This window comes from Turneriella parva DSM 21527, from assembly GCF_000266885.1.
Lineage (GTDB): Bacteria > Spirochaetota > Leptospiria > Turneriellales > Turneriellaceae > Turneriella > Turneriella parva.
Map to the genome: position 1 here is coordinate 3,216,325 of NC_018020.1, position 22,020 is coordinate 3,238,344.

General features: G+C 55.0%; 18 protein-coding genes. 11 read left to right on the top strand and 7 right to left on the bottom strand.

Features of this window, described 5'->3' with window-relative positions:
- Positions 1-100 precede the first annotated feature (100 nt).
- The 5 genes from TURPA_RS15355 to TURPA_RS15375 are packed head-to-tail and all read left to right on the top strand — an operon-like array spanning position 101 to position 7,230.
- Entirely contained in the window at positions 101-2,749 is a 2,649-nt protein-coding gene (locus tag TURPA_RS15355) for a BamA/OMP85 family outer membrane protein (RefSeq protein ID WP_041948559.1), read from the top strand.
- 7 nt (positions 2,750-2,756) lie between these two features.
- A complete protein-coding gene (gene serB / locus TURPA_RS15360) occupies positions 2,757-3,656 on the top strand; it encodes a phosphoserine phosphatase SerB (protein WP_014804222.1) in 900 nt (299 codons plus the stop codon).
- 1 nt (position 3,657) lies between these two features.
- Complete coding sequence (locus TURPA_RS15365) at positions 3,658-5,445, top strand: motility associated factor glycosyltransferase family protein (protein WP_014804223.1); 1,788 nt, start codon at positions 3,658-3,660, stop codon at positions 5,443-5,445.
- 40 nt (positions 5,446-5,485) lie between these two features.
- On the top strand, positions 5,486-6,754 hold the full coding sequence (locus tag TURPA_RS15370; protein ID WP_014804224.1) for a PEGA domain-containing protein: 1,269 nt from the start codon (positions 5,486-5,488) through the stop codon (positions 6,752-6,754).
- Positions 6,755-6,774: 20 nt separating this feature from the next.
- On the top strand, positions 6,775-7,230 hold the full coding sequence (locus TURPA_RS15375) for a hypothetical protein (RefSeq protein WP_014804225.1): 456 nt from the start codon (positions 6,775-6,777) through the stop codon (positions 7,228-7,230).
- A gap of 214 nt (positions 7,231-7,444) precedes the next feature.
- Here TURPA_RS15375 and mqo read toward each other — a convergent pair whose 3' ends face one another.
- A complete protein-coding gene (gene mqo / locus TURPA_RS15380) occupies positions 7,445-8,923 on the bottom strand; it encodes a malate dehydrogenase (quinone) (protein WP_014804226.1) in 1,479 nt (492 codons plus the stop codon).
- Positions 8,920-10,488 (bottom strand): PAS domain-containing protein, encoded by a 1,569-nt coding sequence (locus tag TURPA_RS15385; RefSeq protein WP_014804227.1) that lies wholly within the window; start codon positions 10,486-10,488, stop codon positions 8,920-8,922. Before TURPA_RS15385 ends, mqo begins: the two co-directional genes overlap by 4 nt.
- Positions 10,489-10,571: 83 nt before the next feature.
- Here TURPA_RS15385 and TURPA_RS15390 point away from each other — a divergent pair, with 83 nt between their 5' ends.
- From TURPA_RS15390 to TURPA_RS15405, 5 genes are all read left to right on the top strand, one after another.
- Positions 10,572-12,122 carry an SLC5/6 family protein gene (locus TURPA_RS15390; protein WP_014804228.1) on the top strand — a complete coding sequence of 517 codons (1,551 nt, stop codon included), beginning with the start codon at positions 10,572-10,574 and terminating at the stop codon, positions 12,120-12,122.
- Positions 12,089-12,217, top strand: coding sequence for a hypothetical protein (locus TURPA_RS24165; RefSeq protein ID WP_014804229.1), 129 nt, complete (start codon positions 12,089-12,091; stop codon positions 12,215-12,217). The genes TURPA_RS15390 and TURPA_RS24165 overlap by 34 nt, the downstream gene beginning before the upstream one ends.
- Positions 12,214-13,173 carry a hypothetical protein gene (locus TURPA_RS15395; RefSeq protein ID WP_014804230.1) on the top strand — a complete coding sequence of 320 codons (960 nt, stop codon included), beginning with the start codon at positions 12,214-12,216 and terminating at the stop codon, positions 13,171-13,173. The genes TURPA_RS24165 and TURPA_RS15395 overlap by 4 nt, the downstream gene beginning before the upstream one ends.
- The gene (locus tag TURPA_RS15400) at positions 13,173-13,481 is read left to right on the top strand and encodes a hypothetical protein (protein WP_014804231.1); all 309 of its coding nucleotides are present in this window, start codon (positions 13,173-13,175) and stop codon (positions 13,479-13,481) included. The genes TURPA_RS15395 and TURPA_RS15400 overlap by 1 nt, the downstream gene beginning before the upstream one ends.
- 61 nt (positions 13,482-13,542) lie before the next feature.
- Entirely contained in the window at positions 13,543-14,847 is a 1,305-nt protein-coding gene (locus TURPA_RS15405; protein ID WP_014804232.1) for an alkaline phosphatase family protein, read from the top strand.
- On the opposite strand, the gene TURPA_RS15410 is transcribed toward TURPA_RS15405, so the two are convergent.
- A complete protein-coding gene (locus TURPA_RS15410; protein WP_014804233.1) occupies positions 14,811-16,136 on the bottom strand; it encodes a hypothetical protein in 1,326 nt (441 codons plus the stop codon). The two genes, TURPA_RS15405 and TURPA_RS15410, sit on opposite strands and share 37 nt — an antisense overlap.
- A 121-nt stretch (positions 16,137-16,257) precedes the next feature.
- Between TURPA_RS15410 and xerD the strand changes: the two genes are divergently transcribed.
- Entirely contained in the window at positions 16,258-17,151 is an 894-nt protein-coding gene (xerD, locus tag TURPA_RS15415; protein WP_014804234.1) for a site-specific tyrosine recombinase XerD, read from the top strand.
- Positions 17,152-17,190: 39 nt separating this feature from the next.
- Here xerD and TURPA_RS15420 read toward each other — a convergent pair whose 3' ends face one another.
- The 4 genes from TURPA_RS15420 to TURPA_RS15435 form a co-directional block, all read right to left on the bottom strand.
- Positions 17,191-18,693, bottom strand: coding sequence for a YifB family Mg chelatase-like AAA ATPase (locus TURPA_RS15420; protein ID WP_014804235.1), 1,503 nt, complete (start codon positions 18,691-18,693; stop codon positions 17,191-17,193).
- A 111-nt stretch (positions 18,694-18,804) separates the two neighbouring features.
- Positions 18,805-19,983 (bottom strand): 2-methylaconitate cis-trans isomerase PrpF, encoded by a 1,179-nt coding sequence (gene prpF / locus TURPA_RS15425; RefSeq protein WP_014804236.1) that lies wholly within the window; start codon positions 19,981-19,983, stop codon positions 18,805-18,807.
- A 66-nt stretch (positions 19,984-20,049) separates the two neighbouring features.
- Complete coding sequence (locus TURPA_RS15430) at positions 20,050-21,015, bottom strand: IS30 family transposase (protein ID WP_014801244.1); 966 nt, start codon at positions 21,013-21,015, stop codon at positions 20,050-20,052.
- 142 nt (positions 21,016-21,157) lie between these two features.
- Entirely contained in the window at positions 21,158-22,006 is an 849-nt protein-coding gene (locus TURPA_RS15435) for an NAD(P)H-binding protein (RefSeq protein ID WP_014804237.1), read from the bottom strand.
- Positions 22,007-22,020: the final 14 nt, after the last annotated feature.

Consider the following 22,020-nt stretch of genomic DNA (forward strand, 5'->3'; position numbering starts at 1 on the left):
GAACTACCGGTTTCGTCTAAGGGTTAAGGTTACCCTTTTGCGACGTCACATCTCTTCTGTTTCCCGCTCTTTTATACCGTTTACCGCGATCGTTACAGCCGTGGCGTTCGCTGTTGCGACGCACAATTATATTCATGCTCAGGCCGAACGCTACATCGGCAAGAAAATTCGCAAAATAGAGTTCAAGGGCAACATCAATGTTTCCCGCGATACGATCTACAACGATATTATACAGATGAAAGAAGGGCAGACACTCACCGTGCCGCTGTTAAACGGCGACATCAAGGCGCTCTTTGGCGAAGGTTCTTTCGCCTACGCCCGTGTTGAGGGCGAAGACCTGAACGACGGCGTGGCCCTTACCTTTTACGTTCAAGAGCGCCCGCGCGTCAAAGATATCAGCTTTCTTGGCCTCGACGAGCTTTCGGCAACCGACGTACAGCAGGCAATTCCGCTGAAAGAAGATGATATTTTCACCGACCGCAAGGTCTCAGATTCGATACAGCGCATTCTCGCCAAGTACCGCGAGAAGGGGCTTTTCAACGCGAGCGTGCGTGTGCGCAAAAGTGACGTTGATGACAAGAAAAATACCATCAACATCACGTTCGTGGTCGATGAGGGCGAAAATATCAAAATCGCCAAAATCAACCTACTGGGTGTCACCAAAGCCGACCCCGAAGATGTTCTCTCGGTGCTTGAACTCGAAGAAGACGGTTTCATCGCTGACGGCACTTTTAAGAGCGACACCTTCGAAAAAGACAAGAACAGCATTTTGGATTTTTACAAGAATCAGGGTTTTCTCGACGTCGAGCTAGAAGATGCCCGTTACGACTATCGCTGGAAAAATCCCAAAACACAAGAAGAACGGGTCATTGTCATTACATACAAGGTAAAAGAAGGTGACCAGTATTTCTACAATGGCTATGACATCGCGTGGGATGAACGCTTTCTTAACCCAACTACCAAGAAGCAGCTCTTTAGCCGGGACAAAGTCGAAGAGTTCTTTGAATATACGACCAGCGATGTCGGTTCGGTGCTCGATAACGGCAAGTTTAACCGTGACCGCGGTATCGTCAACTACCTGTATTCACAAGAAGGCTACATCTATGCGCGCGTTCAGCCTGAACGTACTGTAATACCGCTGACGAAAGAAGCGATCGAAGAAAAACGCAATTCGGTTCAGCAAAAAGAATCGGAGCAAAAGGGTGGCGATTATTATAACCTAAAGCGACTCTCGCGCATACTGGAAAGCAGCCCAGAGCTCAAAGGCAAAAAATTTGTGCATACGAAGTTCGTCATTGCCGAAGGCGACAAGGGTTTTATCGAAAACATCATCATCAAGGGCAATAAGAAGACTCTCGATAAGGTAATTCGCCGGGAGCTCATCATTCATGAGGGTGAACTTTTCAATTCAGAACTTGTGCAACGTTCACGCGAGCGCGTGCACAACCTGCAATTCTTCAAAGAAGTGAACGTTGACGCGCGGCCGGGTTCGAGCGAAGGCAAGATGAACCTTGTGATCGATGTCGAAGAACAGCCCACCGGCACGATCTCTCTCGGCGGTGGTTATGGAACGAATACCGGTTTTTCTATTTTTACAGAGGTAGCAGAAAACAACCTCAACGGTACCGGACAGCGCATTTCGGGTCGCGTTGAATTTGGTCCATTAAGAACGGCGCTCGAAGCCTCGTGGACCGAGCCCTGGCTCTTCGATACGCCCTGGTCGCTGACTCTGACGGGCTTTTATGTGCGCCGGCGCGTACTTTCAGGCTCGATCAGCATTGCGCCCAATGACGAATCGGCGACGTACAACCTCGATACTGTGGGTACCACAATCGGCATCGGTCACCGTCTCTTCATTAACTGGGGGCACTACCACCGCTATTCGCCGCAGCTTTCGGTCGCGAACAGCGCCTCGAGTATGGTCGACGATAACGTATTTCTTCTCGTTCAGCGGGGCTGGCAGGTCAAGAACACCATTACCAATGGCATCTTCTATGACAACCGCGATAATATCTTTAATACAACACGCGGCACGCGTTTCGAATTCTCGCATGACTTTGTCGGCAATATCCTGGGCGGCCAAGACCACTTCATGCGCTACTATCCGCAGTTTGACTTTTTCTGGTGGATGATGGATTACACCTTCTTTAACCTGATACGCAAGAACGTTCTGCGGCGCTGGCGCGTGGTGAACGAGGTGCGTGCCTCTGCGACTTTCACACAGCCGATTAAACCATTCTGGGGTTCGCAAGATAACGCCGAAAACCCTTATGTCGAAATTCAAGACCGCCTTTACCTCGGTGGTTACGAGAGCTTACGCGGCTGGACACTCTTTGACCCGCTCTATGGCGACACCCCCGCAGGCAGCACCTGGCGTAACGGCGGTTCGCACCGCATTCTGTTCGGCAGCGAGATTCGCGTACCGGTTGAGCCTTCGCTTTTCTGGCTCGTGCTGTTCTTCGATGCGGGTGCGCTCTACCAGAATCAGGCTGAATATAGTTTTAGCTCGACGACTCCGGCGGCGACAATCAATGCGTATAACTCAGCGGCGCTCACGCAGCAGAATTTTTCTCTTAACTACTTTCGTTACAGCTGGGGTTTTGGCTTTCGCTTGCAGATTCCAATTCTGCCGCTGCGAATATATCTCGCCAAACGCCTTCTATGGGATCAAGACCTCGGTTGGTTCAAAGACTACCCGAACCAAAGCGGCTTTGAATTCGTCTTCGGTATCGGCGACCGCCGTTTCTGATATCGTCATGGAATCTCGCCGCCTCGTTCTTATCGCGCGGGAAAACCTCTCTGAGTTACTTTCGGCAGTAGCCTCGGCCGTAAAAGTCGACTGGCAGCCAAAGAAAGAGGCCCTTTCGGGTACAATGTGTACCGTCGGCGAAAGCAGCTTCAACCGGGTGAGCGTACCGATCGCGGCTGTGGACGCCGGGGCAGAACAGGCGATTCGCGAAGTGATGCAGGCACATTCGGGTGCGAATCTGGTCGCATACGCGCTCAAGGCCGCGCATAAGGTTTCACCACGACTTGTCGTATTCGATACCGATTCAACTTTCATCAACCAGGAAGTCATCGATGAAATCGCCGCCTTCGCCGGTTTTAAGAAAGAAGTAGCCGAAATTACCGAGCGGGCAATGCGCGGCGAACTCGATTTCAATAAGGCTCTGGCAGAACGCGTTTTGCTTCTCAAAGGCGTTTCAGCAGAGGTGTTGCCCGAAATTAAGCGCAGCCGCCTTTCTCTTTCTCACGGTGCATCTGAGCTTGTCGAAAGCCTGCATGCGCGCGGTATTTTCACCTATCTGCTTTCGGGGGGCTTTAGCTTCTTCACCTCAGCATTTCGCCGCGACCTCAAACTCACGGGCGATTTCGCAAATGAACTCGAAATCGTTGACGGCCGCCTCACAGGCAAGACGCTGGGCGCCATTGTGAACCGGCAACGTAAGGCAGAACTACTCAGAGAGCTGGCAACTCAGCACGGTGTATCGATCGCCGAGACTGTTGCAGTCGGCGATGGCGCGAATGATATCGACATGGCGGTCGAAAGCGGCATGGGCGTCGCCTTCTGCGCGAAGCCTGCACTGGTGAATGCCGTCAATGCTGCGATTTTCGAGCGTGACCTGCGTTTTGTGGCCGAGCTTGCATTCGCCTGACATGGCCGATCTCGAAGCGCTTCTTACGTCTCATCTTGAGCATTTCAAAACACACCACGAGCTGGTCGGCACGTTAGACCCGGCATCCATTTTTCAGAGCCTGAGTTCGCCCGAGCGTGATGCTCTTGCCGAAGGTGTGGTGAGTCGCCGCTGGCAACTCAGCGGCAAGCTCTTGCATTCAGAACGCGATGCAGGCCGCGAGGCTGCGCGCGCGGCCGCAGCCTTCGGTTCGGCCCGGGCGATTGTCTGCGTTTCAGTGGGTGCAGGCTATTTGTTGGCGCACCTGCCTGCAGCATTGCGCTCTGTCTTGATAATTGAGCCGAACCCTTTTTGCGTGGCCGCACTCTTGCTCGCGGGCGAATTCAAGAAATGCCACGCGCGCATCACCCTCGTTGCAGATACGCTTGCGGCAGCCGACGCGCTTGAGACGATTCTGCCGTGGCTTCAGGGCAAGAACCTCAAGCAGACGATTGTTTACGTGCACCCGGCGGCACGGGCCGCAGAGCCATCGCTCTACACGCGTGCCTATGAGCGTGTGGTTCAGTTATTCGAGAAGCGCAGCGTCAACCAGGCGACAATTGTCAAATTTCAGCGGCTGTGGAACAAGAACATATTTCTAAACCAGCGTGTGATGCACAGTGCAGGCACGCTGAATGATTTGCTGCAGACCGGTGCACCCGAGGCAATCGTGCTCGCGGGTGCGGGGCCCTCACTCGCGAGTTCATTCGACGACCTGAGGCAGCACCGCAGCCGCTTCTTGCTCATGGCCGCAGACACCGCAGTCGTGCCGCTCGCGAAGGCAGGTCTCTATCCCGATTTGGCATTTGCCGCCGACCCGCAATGGGTTAACCACCATTTCGCCGAAACCGCAGATGCAGCGCGCCCTGCGTGGGTGATGGACCCGGTTGTCTGCCCGCAGATACCGCGCGCTCTCGTCGATCGCGGCGCAAAACTTTTTTTCTGGAACAATGTCTTCTTAAGCGATCGCCTGCTGCGCAGTGTCGATCGCGGTGACGTGGCCCATGGCGGTTCGGTATCGACAAATGCGTTTGATATTGCCTTGCGCTGGCTGGGTACCCGTAGTGACGCATCTGCGCCCGCGAGACTCATTCTCGTCGGTCAAGACCTGTCTTTCCCGAACCGGCAGGCACACTGCAAGGGAGCAGTACTGGAGGCGCAGGTCTATGCGCGCTCGCACCGCCTGAACGCCATGGAGCAGCACAACCTGCGGCAGATGCGCGCTTTGCCGGTGCTCTGGGTGAAGGGCATCAGGCAGGCAAAGGTTGCGACGAATGCCAAACTCAAGATCTTTCTCGAATGGTTTGCGGCGCGTGCCGCCGAAAAGAACGAACCGGTGCGGCTGATTAACGCAACGCATGACGGTGCAGAAATCGCGGGTTTTGAACATGTCGATTTGCCGACTGCACTTACTGGCGTCGAGCCCCGTGAAAACCCGGTGGGCAAAATTGCGCCACGCGGGCCGGGGCAGGTTCGTGATATATCCCGACTGATTGTAGATTTTACCATGATCATGCGCCTTATGCGCGAAAATGAAAACCTGAGCCGCGTGCTTATGCCCGATCAGAAAACCGTGCAGAAGCTGAACGCCAACGACGCTGCGTTCAAAAACCTGAGGCAGGCAAAGGACATTGCGGCACTCGCACAGCAGGCGCTGATTCTCAAGATCACCGAACAGGGCGAAGAGGTGAACGCACCCGAGTTCTACCGCGCTATGGCGCAGGCCGCGCGCGAGGCGAGGCATTGGGCACGAAAGGTTTTCGGCGCCTGAAAACGCTTTACGATTGCGGTTCGGCTGTGCAACCTGCTGCATGTTTCGCTTAACCGCCTTTGCTGCCTTCATGGCAGCGTTGGGTGTCTCGCCGCTAGCGGCGCAGAAACAACAAAAGACAGTGGCCGTTGTTAACTTCGTCAACAGCGCCGGCCAGCCAGGTCTCAACTATCTGAAGACTGCGTTACCCGAATCGATCAGTGGTTCGCTGAGCGCGTCGCGCGAAGTGCGCGTCGTCGAGCGCAGCGGACTTACAAACATACTCAAAGAAATAGAACTCGAGCAGAGTGGGGTCGTGAACACGGGCGAGGTGGCGCGCGCGGGAAAACTTGCCCGCGCCGACGTGCTGCTCATGGGCAGCTTCTCAGGAAACCCTGAAAGAATTACCGTCACGCTCAAGGCCGTCGATGTCGCAACGGGAGTAGTGCTTGAAGGGCGCAGCGTGTCTGCGCCGCTATCAGACATTCTTGAACAGTGCGGGCAGACTTCGCTTGCAATGGCGGCCGCGATTGCCGGCGGCAAGACAGGCCTTCTCACCGTCACGAGTGCCCCCGATGGAGCCGAGGTGCTTGTCGATGGCATCGTCGCCGGCAAGACCCCACTCGTTGAATACAAGGTCACAGCCGGCCAGCACACGCTGTTTGTGCGCAAGTCGGGTTATCAAGAGGCAGAGAAGAATGTTACCATACGCGCAGGTGCTACCGAACGCATCAGCGAAACGCTCGCACCCGCGCGCGAGAGCGTGCAGATGTTCATGGGCTTCGGCTACCAGCGTGTTTTTCCGTCAGCTGCTGCGCTGCAGGCAGGCAATTTGTTCTCAGGCCAGCTCGGCGTCAATTTTGGCCGCTGGACTGCCGACATCGCCTTTGCGTTCAACAACAGCTGGAACCACACCTATACCTATGCGACGCCGTTCGGCACGCTTTCGCAAAAACGAGAATACACGCTCAGTTCTTTTTTATTGGGCATCGCCGTTGAACCCTTTTCGCTTGGGCAATACGTGTCGCCTTACGTGGGCGTCTTCGGCGGCTATACGATTGTGAACGATTATCGTTTCAAAGGCAGCGATGATGAACGCGAGCGCGTTGCCTCTTATGATCTATTGCAATTGGGCGTCAAAGCGGGCATTGAGATCATGCCGAAGTTGAGCGTGAGCCTGTTTCTCGAAGGTCGGTATAACGCGTTTACCAGCGCGATTCAGCGCTCAACTTTCGTGAGCCAGGGCATTCTTGGCGAACCGACGTCGACGACGAGCGATCTGAATCTCACGAATTTCTCGATCGGCGGCGGCGCGCGTCTGAATTTCTGAAAGTCAGGAGGATTGATAACATGAAAAAGACAATTGCACTCATTTTCACCGGCGCGCTGTTTTTGCCCGCCTGCAACCAGATAGAAGAGCAGCCCAAGACCCCGATCTTTGAAGGCACGAAAGAGATATCGCTGACTTTGCCTCTAAACAACGGCACGATCGGTACTGCGATGACCTACAGTGTCCCCAGCGAGGTCAAATTCGTAGTATTCGGTCTTTTCAATGCTCAAATCACGACGTCGGGCAAGACGATTACAAATCCGGGTGCATTTGTGGCGGGCAGTCGCGATGGACTTTCGGATTTTGTGAGAGGATCGCAGACGCGCGCTTCATTACATTCATACAACCAGACCACAAAAGACTTCAACGCGGCCGCTAGTGACCCAGGAAATAACAACTATTATTGGGCCGTCTGGGGTTACGATCAATACGGTAATTTAACCCACTCTTCGGCGCAGCGTCAGGTTACCTTTTAGCTGTTATGCATTTGATACTCGGGTCATGTATGTAGGCCAAGGCTCAAAAATCGCCGGCATAAAGAATTGTAAACCGCAGAGGACACGGAGTAACACAGAGGTAGAAGTTTTCTAAATCTTTCCTCCGTGTACCTCCGCGTCCTCCGTGGTTAAATTCATCTTGGCTAAAAAGCACACCGCTGCGCACTTAACCTTTCGTGCCAATCCGCTCGATCTATTTCAATTTAAGAATCTTCGCGGTGCGCTTGCGGGTGCGCTGAACCAGCGCGGCGCTCTTTTGCAGCGCGGCTTCACTGGCAGGTATCATCTTCTTGAGCCGCTTCTGCCACGCGGGCGTTTCCATTTTGCTCTCGAAGCACTTTTGCAGAATATCGAGACCCACTGCGGCAGATGTCGAGGCGCCGAGCAGCGCCACCAGCGAGCCATCGGCCGCGGCGATAATTTCAGTGCCGAACTCGAGAACTCCGCCTTCTTCTTCGTCGGCGCGAATGACCTGCACCCGCTGGCCTGCGGTGAGAAGTTCCCAGTCTTCTGACTTCGCTTCGGGCATAAACTCCCTGAGCGCCTGCATGCGCTCTTCATGAGACTGCGTCGCCTGCTCGATCAGGTATTTGGTGAGCGAGAGGTTATGCAGTCCCGCCGAAATCATCGGAATAATGTTCGTGAACTCGAGTGACTTCATGAGGTCGAGGTATGAACCCTTCTTCAAGAACTTGGTCGAAAAACCCGCATAAGGGCCGAACAGCAGTTCTTTTTTGCCGTCGATGAAGCGCGTGTCGAGATGTGGCACGGACATCGGCGGCGTGCCGACGGCTGCTTTGCCATAGACCTTTGCGTGGTGGCGTTCGATCACATCTCGGTTTTTGCAGCGCAGCCACTGGCCGCTCACCGGAAAACCGCCATAACCTTTGGCTTCTGCGATGTCTGACTTCTCGAGCAGAGGCAGAGCGCCGCCGCCCGCGCCAATAAAAATGAAGTTTGAATCGATATGAAACTTTTTCTTTTTTTTCGTGTCGACGACTGTGAGGTTCCACTGGCCGTTTTCGTCGCGGTCAATGTCGCGCACTTCGTGGTTGTAGAGAATATTGACGCCGGGCTGCTTTTCGAGCCACGCGAACATCGCGCGGGTGAGTTCACCGTAATTGAGGTCGGTACCGCATTCCATGCGCGTCGCCGCGATTTCGGCTTTCGGGGCGCGCCCCTGCATTATGATCGGCGCCCAGGCAGCGAGATCACGCGGTTTCGTCGTGAGCTTCATGCCTTTAAAAAGCGGCGAATCTTTGAGAGCGATAAAGCGCCTTTTCAAGAACGCGATATTATCTTTGCCCGTGACAAAGCTGAGATGGGGTACCTGGCGAATGAAACGCTCGGGGTTCTTGACATAACCCTTTTCGACCAGGTGCGCCCAGAACTGGCGAGAGACTTCGAATTCAGCGGCGATGCGTGTGGCCTTCGAAATATCGACCTTGCCGCGCCCTTTTTGCGGGGTGTAGTTGAGCTCGCAGAACGCCGAGTGTCCGGTGCCGGCATTGTTCCAGGCGTCGGTGCTTTCGCGCGCCGCCTCGCCCAGGCGCTCATAGACGGTGATCGTGGTTTCGGGTTCGAGCTCTTTGAGCATCATCGCGACTGTCGCGCTCATGATACCCGCCCCGATCATGATCGCGTCGGGTGGTGTCTGTTGGTTCTTTTTCATTGGGGAATTCGTTTGGTCAAGATGACCTGGTTACCTTTTTCGTTGAAGACGACTGAGTCAAAAACATTGCGTGTCATGATAATGCCCCGGCCGTGCTCGAGCATTGCCATATATTCGTCGTTTTCGGCGCGGGTGATGAATCCGCCGTGGTCAAAGCCTTCGCCCTCGTCGGTGATGCGAAACATGAGCACTTTGCCGTTGATAAGGTAGTCGACGAGTACGCCACGGCGCGCGAATTTCGGGTCTTTTTGCCTTGAAATCAGAAAATCCATATAATCGCCGTTCTCGATCGCCCGGGTTTTTTCATCGAAGGTGATGCCCAGATTGCCGTGTTCGATCGCATTAATGAGTATCTCACGAAAGCAAATGCGAATCGTATTGACGACCGGATACGAAAAATAGCGGTTTAGTCTTTCGCAGATCTTCTGGCTCAGAATTTCGGCATGGGTCACGTTATTCGTGATGCGGTATTGGCCTTTTTCTTTTTCGAGAAAACGCTGCGAGATGTCTTCTTGAATGCGTGAGGCCTTGCCCAGAATTTCGACCTGCCAGTGAATCAGGTTCTTCTGCAGCGTGACATTGAGGTCGACAGGCTCGTACATGTGCTTCTTTCTGAGTGTCGTGCGAAAGTTTACGAGAGTCTTCTCTTCAAGAAAGAGCCGAACGTGTTCACGAACGATATTGCGGTTGAGCTCTATATCCCCCTCTAAACCGTCGGGCACAAAATCGTAGAGCCGTTTGCCGACCATTTCTTCGGGAGAAAAACCGAGCATCGCGTGTGCGGTTTTGTTCATGCTCAGAATTTCACCCGATTCGTTCATCTGGAAAATCATGTCGCTCGAATCGTCGACCAGATGGCGGTATTTGGCCTCGGCAATTTCGAGCCTGGGAATCGTTTCGCGCAGCAGATTTTCGCTGTGTGCTTTTTCGGTCGCGAGCTGCTTTTCTGTGAGGTGCACCTGGCGCCAGTTATAGGTCGAATAGACGAACAAGAGCCCGAGCGCGGCAACCCAGCAGAGGTGGCCCGCAATCATGGTGATGTCGTCTGGCAGCGGGTAAAGCGGCTGCGTCAGGCGGTAGCTCGCGAGCGCCGCCGCGAGCCCTGAGCCCATGATGATGGAGTGGATCGCGATCTCTTTCCAGCGGCCAAAATCGTACATGATGAAGACGATCGGCATGACGATCAGCAGAATCAGGTGAATACCGATGCGTTCGCCGAGAAACAGGCTCAGCACAAAACAATATGCAGAATAGGTGAGAGTGCTGAGATAAGTGACCTTGAAAGTGCCGTAGTGGTTCTTCAGGTAAATGATGCAGCCGATCAAAACGGGAAAGGCCACATTCAAAAGTGCGAACGGCCAGAAATAGGCGATGTAGCGATCGAAGTCACGCTGCAGCAGCACGGCGAGAATCACGAGTTCGGCGACGATGAGATAACCGTTGGCCAGAAACGTGAGCGAGAACAACAGGTTTAGCACGCGGTTGTGCTTGAGCTCGGTCGGCGTCGAAAAATGCCGGCTGCCCGAGTTCAGGTATGCCTCCCACAGTTCAGAAATACGCTGCATCAGAGGGGCAGCGTTGCGTTTTAAATCATACGCGTAAAGGAGTTTAGCTTGACCCTCGCGTTCTGCTATTCGTTCTTCCGTTGATGTCTGGTGGCAACGCATGGGGTAGTCGACTCGGCATAATTCTTGCAGTGACGGGCTCTGCCGTAGGGCTCGGCAATTTTCTGCGCTTTCCCGGGCTCGCCGCAAAATATGGCGGCGGCACGTTCATGATTCCTTATTTCACGGCGTTTATTCTGCTCGGTCTGCCGATAGCGTACATCGAATGGTCGATTGCCCGCTATGGCGGCTCACGCGGCTACCACAGCGCACCCGGTATCTTCAGCGTGCTCTGGCCACGCCGCATCTCGCCTTATCTGGGTGTGATTGGCCTCATCGTGCCGGTCGGTATCTACATGTACTACGTCGTGATCGAATCGTGGTGCCTCTATTACGCATGGGGATATCTGAGCGGCGCGCTGAATTTAGGTACAGACGTCGCCGGCTACCGCAACTTTTTTGATGCCTTTACCGGCAGCACGGGCAACGGCACCCTTTTCGCGGGCGTCTCGCCGATGCTGATTTCGCTTGCGGTTTGTTACATTTTTAATTTCTTTTTCGTTTACCGGGGTATTGCGGGTATCGAGCGCATCAGCCGTTATGGCATGCCGATTCTGCTCTTGACCGGGCTCATCGTGCTGGTGCGTGTGATGACACTCGGTACTCCCAACCCCGAATTGCCTGAGCGCAATGTCTTGAACGGCCTCGGGCATCTGTGGAACCCGCCGCAGAATGTCGGACTCGGCGAATCGTTGCTGAACGCCCGCTTGTGGATGGATGCCGCGGGGCAGATATTTTTCTCGCTCTCGGTCGGCTTCGGCGTCATCATCAATTATGCAAGCTATCTGAGCAAAAAAGACGACATCATGCTTTCGGCGACAACCGCAGCCGCGGGCAATGAATTCGCCGAGGTAGCGTTGGGGGGGCTCATCACTGTGCCTGCAGCCTTTGTTTTTTTAGGATTACAAGGTGTGGGCAGTACCTTTGGCCTGGGCTTTGTCTCTTTGCCAGCCGTTTTCGCGCATATGCCGCTCGGTCAGCTATTTGGCTTCTTATGGTTCTTTTTGCTCTTTATTGCGGCGATCACGAGTTCGGTGTCGATGCTGCAGCCGGGTATCGCATTTCTCGAAGAAGGCCTGCACCTCGACCGCAAAAAAAGTTCTGCCGGGCTTCTTTTGCTCACATCTCTCGGCACACTCTTTGTTGTGTATTACTCGGGCAACCTCGAGGCACTCGACACGATGGATTTCTGGGCAGGCACATTCTTTATTTTTGTGCTCGCGCTGTTTCAGGTAATCGTCGCGGGCTGGCTATTCGGCGTCGACAACGTGCTCAAAGAAGCCGCCGAAGGTTCACGCATGCGCATTCCGCGCATTTTGCCATTCATTATTAAGTATGTGTGTCCGGCATTTCTTGCGCTGATCTTTATCATGTGGTGCTACCAGAATCTGCCCGTGCAGGTGAAAAAAATTCAGGAAAACACCGTGACGCAGATCACCGTATTGTTTCTGCTGGGGTCGATTATGCTCTTTCTTTTGCTGACGCACCTCGCCGTTAAGAAATGGCAGACCGACAAGGCAAGGGGGCTAAGGTGACGACCGGCGGCTGGATAGTCATGTGCGTCTCGGTGACTGCCGTTACCGTGTTTTTTACCGTGAGCCTCTACTTTTCGCTGCGCAAAGACCGGTGAAGGCTGCGGTCATCACCTGCTATTTTAATGCACTGGGTGTGCAGTCACGGCTGAAGAACTTCGAAGTTTTTGCCGCAAGATTAAAGAAGCAGAAGGTTCCGCTCTACGTGGTCGAAGCGCTTTTCCCGGGACAAAAGTCTTCGCTCGCGCGTTTTTCCAATGTCATGACAGTCGAGTGCGAGGCAGTTTTGTGGCAGAAAGAATCGCTGCTGAACCTGCTGATCCAAAAGCTCGATACCAAATACACCGGCGTTATCTGGTGCGACGCCGACGTGATCTTTGAGAATGCTGGCTGGTTTCGGCAGACCGCGAAGATGCTGAAGACTTACGCCGTGGTGCAACCCTTCAGCAAAGCAATTCGGCTGCCGCGGGGCGCGGGACGTTATGTGAAAGCTTCGGAACACTTCGATACATTTGCCGAAGTTTACCAGAGAGCGCCGCAGCTCTTGCTGAAAGGCGATTTCGCCGCGCACGGCCATACGGGGTTCGCCTGGGCGGCGCGGCGTGAAATTCTCGAGGAGCATGGTCTCTACGATGCGATGATCGCCGGCTCAGGCGACCACGTGATGGCGCACGCATTCGCCGGCGATTTTGCCTCGCCCTGTATCTACCGCATTCTGGGCAATAACCCACGGCACATCGCCCACTTTCAGAAATGGGCGCGCAGGGTTTATCCACAGGTGCGTGGCCGAATCGGCGTTGTGCCGGGCAGGCTGCTTCACCTGTGGCACGGTGAAACCGAAAACCGGCGTTACGTCGACCGCAACCGCGAGCTCGCAGCTTTCGACTTCGACCCTGAGCGCGACATTGAACGTGACGCCAATGGGCTTTGGCGCTGGGGCAGGCGAAAACGCGGTTTACAGGGCAAAATAGGTCAGTGGTTGAGTCGGGGACGCAAGGGCGAAATGCGCGATTGGGCGATACGCTATTTCGCTGCCCGTAAGGAGGATGGCTAATGGGTTTTTTCTCAGCGATCAAAAGATTTTTTACGGGTTCAGACGACCCGGCCGAACTGGCCGACGAGGTTGAGTGTTTTGCCGACCGCTTCGAAAATTCGGGCGACGAAGAGAATGCTGCGCTCGCGCGTGACTACGCGAAGCGCATTCGCCGCACTGCCGATGCACGCGAGGCGAAACGGCTCTACAATGAATTCAGGCTCGCCATTCGCGACGAAGACGATTCGCATACACACCGGGCAAACGAGCGCTACCATGACCGTCACCATGACCATGACCGTGATGATTCGTGGTCTGACGACTCGTGAGTGAGAGCCTGCAGGCATCTGGCGCGCCCGGCCACTATCGCGAAATAGATTTTCACTTCGCATGAAGTTTCTCTTTGTCGGCCTGCTCGTTGCAACCATGGCGCTGGCCGCAAAGCCGGCTGCTAAGCCGCGGCGCCTTATCGTTTGGTCGATCGACGGCTTTGCCGCGGGATATCTCAGCCACCCGGAATTTCTGCGCCTGCCCGTGTGGCAGCGACTCATGAAACGCGCACAGGTTTTCGATAGCGTCGAAACCACTTACCCGGCGGTGACTTATCCGGCGCACACGACAATGGTGACCGGCGTGCCGCCTGCCGTGCACGGCCTGCGCTCGAATCACCCTGTTGACCCGTTTAACCTCTCCAAGGGCGCGTGGACATGGTACCTGCAAGATGTGGCCGCCAAAACCATTTGGGATATCGCGCGAACGCAAAACCGTCGCGTCGCGAATCTGATGTGGCCGGTGACGATGACCGAAACGGCGCGCATTCGTTATCATCTGCCGCAATTCGACAGGGCTAAGGGCCCCGAAGAAGTCAAGCTGATGCGTGTGCTCAGCACGCCGGGCCTGCACCGTGAAATCGAAAAGCACACCGGTATCGCGCTCACCGAATATTCGTCAGACGTTGACCGGTTCAAAGCTGCGCAATATATCTGGCAGACCAAAAAGCCCGACATCATGTACTTTTATGAGCCTGGACTCGATTCGCTGGAGCATGCGCAAGGCGCTTACACTCCGGCGGCGTTTGCACATCTTGCAGCATTGGGCGGCCAGATCGAGGCAATGCTGAAGCTGAACGCGAAGCGTCGTGACACCTCGATTCTGATCGTATCAGACCATGGCTTCATGACGTTTAAGGGCAAGTGTTATCCGAACGTGATTTTACAGAAATTGGGTTTTGTCGACCCTGCAAAAAAGATCTGGGATTACTGGTTCGATACGGCGGGCGGTGTCGCGCGCCTTGTCGACAACAACTCAAAATTCGAATTCGACCACAAAGCTGCAAAGAAAGAGATTGAAGCGGCCTGCCCGACGATCGTGTATGTCGACAAAACCCATGAGGATTTCAAACTCTTACGAAGCCAGTACTCTGCGAATGCGGCGGCTTTTCTCGTTTCACGCGAGCGCGTCATTCTGAACGCTTCGCTTGCAGGCACCGCGTTCGATCCCGAGGCAACGGGCCATACGCATGGCTTTTTGCCCGAGCGTGAAGACATGAAAACCGTGGCATTGCTTTTTGGGCCCGTCAGGCGGCCGGGAATCAAAATTCGCCATGTCGCCGACGTCTTCAAGGCAACCTGCCAGTTGGCAGCGCTCAAGTGTCCCGTTCAGAAATCAGCTGCAACGGCAAAAAAAGCGCCGTAGGCATTCACTTCGACTGCGAGATTCGATTGTGAGGTCTTATCGCCGCCCGTATCGGCATAACTCGAACGCTTTTCGAGTTCGACATTCTGGTACTGGTAGGTCGCGCCGAACTGCCAGGTGTAATTGTTCCGTCGCCAGCTGATTCCCGTGGCAGCCTGCAAGAATCGGACGGTCGTATTTTCGAGGTAACGTGAAAGGTTATCGGCGGCGAGCATACTGATGCGTATGCGGCTCGTCTGGTAGCGTGCCCCTGCATGCCAGGTAAGGCTGTCAGACAGATTCAGCGCAATACCCGTGCCCAGCGCTGTTGCAATTTCGCCCTCGCGCGTGATGTCGCGGCGAATCGTTGCCTTTTGCGAACCATCTTTGCGGTAGAAATTATCCGAAGTATTCTGGCGAACCGTTGGCTGCGCACCGGCCTCGAAAAAGATATTGAGCGCCTGAAACAGCCGTTTGCGGGTACCGACCAAAAAGAACGGGTCCAGAGTGGTTGAGTTCGCGTAGGCAGAAGAATCTTGCGTTGCCGCAAATACCGGGTTTGCGCTCGTCGATATGACAGATGAGTAGGCGAACGCCCCGATGTTCTGCTGACTGCCAAAATTACCCGCAATCAGCGTGAAATCGGCTGATGGCGTGCTGTAGAGATAGCTGAGGGTGCCGTGCAGCTGGTGCACGTGCTGTTCGGTGACCAACTCGCTCGAAAAAGTCACGGTCGTGCTCTGCGGCGCGCTCAGATTCTCCTTTTCGCGAAAATACCGGTGCGTATAACGAATACGGGCCCCGAGCGATTCTTTCGGCGAGAGCTGCCAGGCAATGCCCGTGGCGAAACCGTGCTGCTGATCGACGCTCTGCGTCTTTATCGAAATATCGAGTCCCGAAACCGTACTCGCCTGCGAACCTTCAAGCGCAAGCCTTTGGTAGAGTGGCGCCCGCACATCAGAAACTGCAAAACCTGCCGACCATCGGCCGCCCGCAATGCTGCGCCAGGCGATCGCCATGTCAGCTGACGCTGTCTGCTGCGAGGCGCTTTTGAGCGGCAGGCTCGAAAGCACTACATTACCCGAATGAAAGCCGGCGGTTCTGGCATGAACCGATCTGCCCGCCTTATGCTTTGCGCTGGCGAGATATGCCGGGTTTTCGCCGGCTTCTGCCGCCCCATCGTCGCCGATGGAATATAACCCGCCCATGAGTAATCCGCTTTCTTGCGCATGCGTGGCTTTTGGCACGGTAAAATACAGCGTCGCACCGGCCAATATGACCATAATTCTGGCTGAAAAGGCAGATTTCATTGGGGTTTTATGTCTTCTCTTGTGGGACATAATTTTTTTATCAAAATAAAAATTCCATTCGTCGAAAATGAATATAGAGCGCGCCGGAAACCGGAACCGCTCGTCAGATTCAGGAGAACGAATGGCCGCTAAACGTAACTTTGTCAATAACTTCCGCGAATACCTCAGCATAGAACGCGGTCTTTCGGAGAACTCAATTTTCTCCTACGTCTCTGACGTGCAGAAGCTTGAAAAGTACCTGACCAAAGAAAAGAAGCAGCTGCAGTCAAGTTCTGAAAAAGATATCACCAATTTTCTGCGCGAAGAGTCGCGCAAAAAATTATCGAGCCGTACGCGTGCGCGGGTGGTCGCCTCGCTGCGCCAGTTCTATGGTTACCTTGAAAACCGCAAACTGATCGAAACCAACCCCATGCAGGCAATCGAAGCCCCGAAGATCGAAAAGGCGCTGCCTGATTTTCTGACACAAGACGAGATTCGTAAGCTCTTTCAGGTGTTCAAAGAAGAGAATCTGCTCGAGCTGCGCGACAAAACAATGTTTGAATTTCTCTATTCAGCCGGCCTCAGAATTTCAGAAGCCTGCTCGCTGCTGATGCCCGACATCGATCGCCAGAATCAGGTGCTGACGATCAAAGGCAAAGGTGGCCGCGAGCGCCTGGTGCCTTACGGTGAAGTGGCGTCAAAGCTGCTGACAGACTATCTTGACCGGGCACGCACTGAAATACTCAACCAGTATGAATCAGAGTTTGTATTTGTCTCGAAAAAAGGCGGAGCGCTGTCGCGAAAAAGCGCCTGGCGGTTGCTCAAGAGATACATGAAGCGTGCTGGTATCGGCCGCAACATCACTCCTCACACTCTGCGGCACTCATTCGCAACACACCTGTTGCAGAACAAAGCTGACCTGCGCTCGGTACAAGAGCTTCTCGGTCATATGGATATCGCAACCACACAAATCTACACGCATCTCGCGAACAACGAACTCAAGAAAACCCATCAGGAATTTCACACCCGCGCTTAGCAGCCGAAAGTTCTGCTTCGATGTCTGTGCAGAACGGCCTTAAGCTGCGCGCGCCATCCATTTGCGTACGAAGCGGTAGCGCAGCGCCTCATAGAGGTGCTGCTCACCCGGCGGTTCATCTTCAAGATCAGCGATCGATTTAGCGACCCGCAGAACATTCAGCCATGAGCGCATCGAGAGTCTCTCCGCTGCGGCGAAAGATTCGTAAAGACGATGAGGCTTTAGCGCGGCGAAAAATTTATACACAAGCTGTGCGTCGGCGTCGCGGTTAAGAGGGCCGCCGTTGTCGTAGCGCGAACGCTGCCAGGCAGCGGCAATGCGCTGGCGCAGGCTCTCGGTTGTCATCTCGTGCGAGGCGAAAATAATTTCGGGTAAATCATTGTGGTTGAGTTCGATCGCGACACGATCCAGAAACGGCCCGACGATCTTATTGAACTGCGCGAAGCTCGTGCGCTTCGGGCAGGTGCAGCGCTCGGCTTCAGAGAAGAGCAGCCCGCAGCGGCAGGGGTTCGCGGCAGCGATGAGCTGAAAATCGGCGGGGTAGGTGATGTGTCCCCTTGCACGCGAGACGGTGATTGTCTGCTCTTCGAGCGGTTCCCTGAGGCTCTGCAATGCTTCGTTGCGAAACTCCGGCAATTCGTCGAGAAACAGGGTGCCGTGGTGTGCAAAACTGATTTCTCCGGGTGTCGCGTTGCTGCTGCCGCCCACAAGTGCCGGCGTTGACGTTGTGTGGTGCGGCGAGCGAAAAGGTCGGGTCGTCACGAGTTCGCTTTGCGTGAGGCCCGCAAGCGACCAGATACGCGTCACTTCAGCTGCCTCGGTAAAATTCAACGGCGGCAAAATATGTCGGTACGCCCGCGCGAGCAGGCTCTTGCCTGTACCCGGCGAACCGGCCATCAATACATGATGGCGGCCGACCGCCGCGATCGCGAGTGCACGCTTGGCAACGCCCAGGCCGAAAATATGCTCGATCGCGATCTCTGTGTGTTCGTAATTCGGCTCGTATTTGAGCCCCGAGCGCGGCGTCATGCCACCCGAGCAGTAGAGCGGTAACTCGCCCAGCGTGCGGATGGCGTAAACTTCTGTACCTTCAGGCACCGTGAGCGACCCGGCGACCTGTTCAGGCACGATCAGTCGCCGAATCTGCTGATTGCCCGCCGCAAAAATTGCCGATGCAAATATACCGCGCGCCGCCACGAGCGAGCCGTCGAGCGAAAGTGCACCCAAAATCGCTGTGCCGGCGAAAGCCTCTTGTGGCAATTGTCCGCTCGACACAAGCACGGCGACCGCCATCGCCGCTTCGATCAATCCCCCTTCTTTAGGTGTGTCATTGGGCGCAAGATTGATGACAATGTTGCGTGCGGGAAAGCGAAAGCCGCTGTTATGGACTGCCGAACGGATGCGGTCGCGGCTTTCGCGCAGCGAATGGTCGGGCAGGCCGATGACCGAAACATTGGGCAGCCCGGGCAAAAGTTCTGCCTCGGCTGAAATCAGCGTCGCATGAAAGCCCACCCGTGCGCTGGTGTAAATGCGTGCAAACATAGATAGTTATCCTCTATATATTAAATACCCAAAAACGGGCATTTTTTCTCACGAGGATATATTTTTTTTTTTTTCGCTTAGGAGTTGGCGCAAGCGCCAACTCCTAAGCGATCAAAAGGCGTCGCCCGGAACGCGCACGAACCCTTCCATCAGCACGCGCGCGCTGCGGCTCATGATCGCCTTGGTGACGACCCATTCGTTACCGTCTTTGGCGGCCTTGGCACCAACGCGCAGCGTTCCCGATGGATGGCCGAAGTTCACAACTTCGCGGTCTTTGCCGCCCGCAGCGAGGTTCACCAGTGTGCCCGGTACGGCCCCCGCGGTGCCAATCGCGACCGCGCACGTACCCATCATCGCGTGGTGCAGCTTGCCCATCGAGAGCGCACGTACGTTGAGGTCGATCTCCGACGCTTTCACGTCTTTGCCGCTGGAGGACTTGTAGTCGGTGGGTTTGCCGACAAACGCAACTTTCGGCGTGTGCTGCCGGCTCGCGGCCTCTTCGACTGTCTTGATAAGGCCCATCTTGATCGCGCCGTGCGCGCGAATGGTCTCGAACATCGCGAGCGCTTTTGCATCGCTGTTGATGTCGGTCTGCAGCTCGGTGCCCTTATAGCCAATGTCTTCGGCGTTCAAAAAAATCGTGGGAATTCCCGCGTTGATGAGGGTGGCCTTGAATTTGCCCACACCAGGCACGTCGAGGTCGTCTACCACGTTGCCGGTCGGGAACATGGAACCTTCGCCGTCAGCCGGATCCATGAATTCGAGCTGCACTTCGGCCGCCGGAAAGGTCACTCCGTCGAGTTCGAAATCCCCGGTCTCCTGCACTTCACCGTTGGTGATCGGTACGTGTGCGATGATCGTCTTCTTGATGTTCGCCTGCCAAATCTTCACAGTGCACAGGCCATTCTGGGGGATCTTCGCTTTGTCCACAAGCCCGCCCGCGATGGCGAATGGCCCGACTGCTGCTGAAAGATTGCCGCAGTTGCCGCTCCAGTCGACGAATGCCTTGTCGATCGAAACCTGGCCGAACAGGTAGTCGACGTCGTGATCAGCCTGCGTGCTTTTCGCCACGATGACGGTCTTCGACGTACTCGAGGTAGCTCCCCCCATGCCGTCGATCTGCTTCTCATACGGGTCGGGGCTGCCGATCACGCGCAGTAGCAGCGCGTCGCGTGCCGTACCAGGGGCCTGTGCAGACACCGGCAAATCTTGCAGGCGAAAGAAGACGCCTTTGCTCGTGCCGCCGCGCATGTATGTGGCGGGAATTTTGACCTGGGGAACACTGCTCATGGGTGCAGAGCGGGAGTTTGAGACATGCGGGAAAGGATTTCACCGGCCGGGTCGCGACCACGGCCCTTACATTCCAAAACGAAGTGCAATCGACCTCCGAAAGTAGACCTCGGCTGGCGTCCGAAAATTCAGTCGCTTGCGTGGCCGATTATTCAGTAATTCGAGCGCCGCGTCAACCTGTTCCTGGTCGATTTCCCGAAAGTCCGTTCCCTTCGGAAATGGCTCGCGCAGCAGGCCGTTGGTGTTTTCGTTCGTTCCCCGCTGCCAGGGCGATCCTGGGTCGCAGAAATACACTCCGCAATTCAGCACCTGTTGCAGGTCCCGGTATCCGCTCATTTCTGTGCCGCGATCATAAATCACACCCCGTAACAGAGAATTATCGACGTCTGCGAACAGGTCGCGTGCAGCCGCGTTGAACTGCTCAACGAGTTTGCGCTCGATTTTTGCCGCCTTGGTGTAGCGCGAATGTCTTTCGACAAAGGTTGCGATTTGTCCTGTGCCGATTTTTCCCTCCACCAAATCACCCTCCCAATAGCCAGGTTTTCGCCGCGTCAAAGCCTCGGCTGGCAGGTCGTGAATGCGTAAAAACCCTTTGTTTTCAGCCTCAATCCGCACTGTGCGCTTGTATGGTTTTCCCTTGCGGCGCAGGCAAAGGCGATAGAAATTCGATGTGGCGGATTTCTTACGGATATGATTATAGATCGTCTGCATGCAAACCCCGCCGAAGCGTTCAAGCCGCATACGCCCCGCGATCTGCTCCGGTGACAGCGTCGATTTGAGCGATGCGCCGATCTGTGACCAGAGTTCCGGGGTCACCTTTGCGGCGTTGGTATTCGTCTGGCGCCTGCGCGCTGCATCTTTTGCGCAGCGGGCGCTGTAATGCCGCGGCATTGAATTGCGGCGGATTTCACGATAAATGGTGCTCGGGTGGCGCTTCAGGTCTCTGGCAATACGTCCGGCATGGCGGCCCTGCCTGAGGCTTTCTTCTATACACAGTCTTTCTTCATTGGATAGTTGAACGTAAGGTCGCATCCGGGGTCTCCGTGGTCGTATTTCGCAAATCAACCTCGAAACCCCGGCGCGGCCTTACACTACTTTATCCTATCGCACTTCGTTTTGGAATCTACAGCCAGGTGAAATATAGCTAACTGAGGGCAGGCAGCCTTGGGGAGCTTCAGAGCCAGCGCGAGCGGTAGTCCTGCGCGTACTGGGCGAATGAAATGGGGTCTTTGCCCGTCACCAGCTTCACGTCGTCAGAGACCGCAGCAGCGTGGCCGTCTTTGAGCGTCTGAGCGATGTTACCGAGAATTCCGACATAATCGGCCGGCAGACCTGCTTTGTGAAGGGAATCCTTAAAGGCTTCGGCCGTAACATCGCGGTAGACGATCGTCTTTCCGGTCGCCGCAGAAATGCGGGCTGCAGCATCGTCGTGGTTCAGAGATTCCGGACCCGAGACCATGAAGGCTCGGTTGGCAAACTTGTCAGAGACCAACAGCTCATACGCGACAGCTGAGATATCGCGTGCGTCAACAAAACTTGCACGCGCAGACCCACCGGGAAAGTAGATCGCCTGGTCGCTCAAAATGCCGCCGATCCAGAAACTATGAAAATTCTGCATGAACCAGTTCGGGCGCAGAATATTGTAGCTGAGACCAGACGATTCGAGCAGAAGTTCAAGCTTTCGCAGGGGAACTTCGGGGGGGGCAAACTCGACGCCCCAGGCCGTCATGAGCACGACTTTTTTTAAACCGAGTTTTTTCGCCTGTTCAATAAACGGCGCGATAGCGGAAAATGAATCTGCTACCAAAGGCGGCCCTATCAAAAAAGCCGCATCTGCACCGTTCAGGGCTGCGACACCTTCTTGTGGTTTCTGCGATTCGACTTTGACAGGCACGAGGCCGGGCCGTGGTGCCATTTTTTCCGGGTGGCGAGTGCCGGCGACGACGGTATGCCCGGCAGCCAGCAGTTTGTCTGTGAGCGGGGCTGAGACGTTGCCAGTCGCTCCATAAACGAATATCTTCATAAAATCTCCTGTGT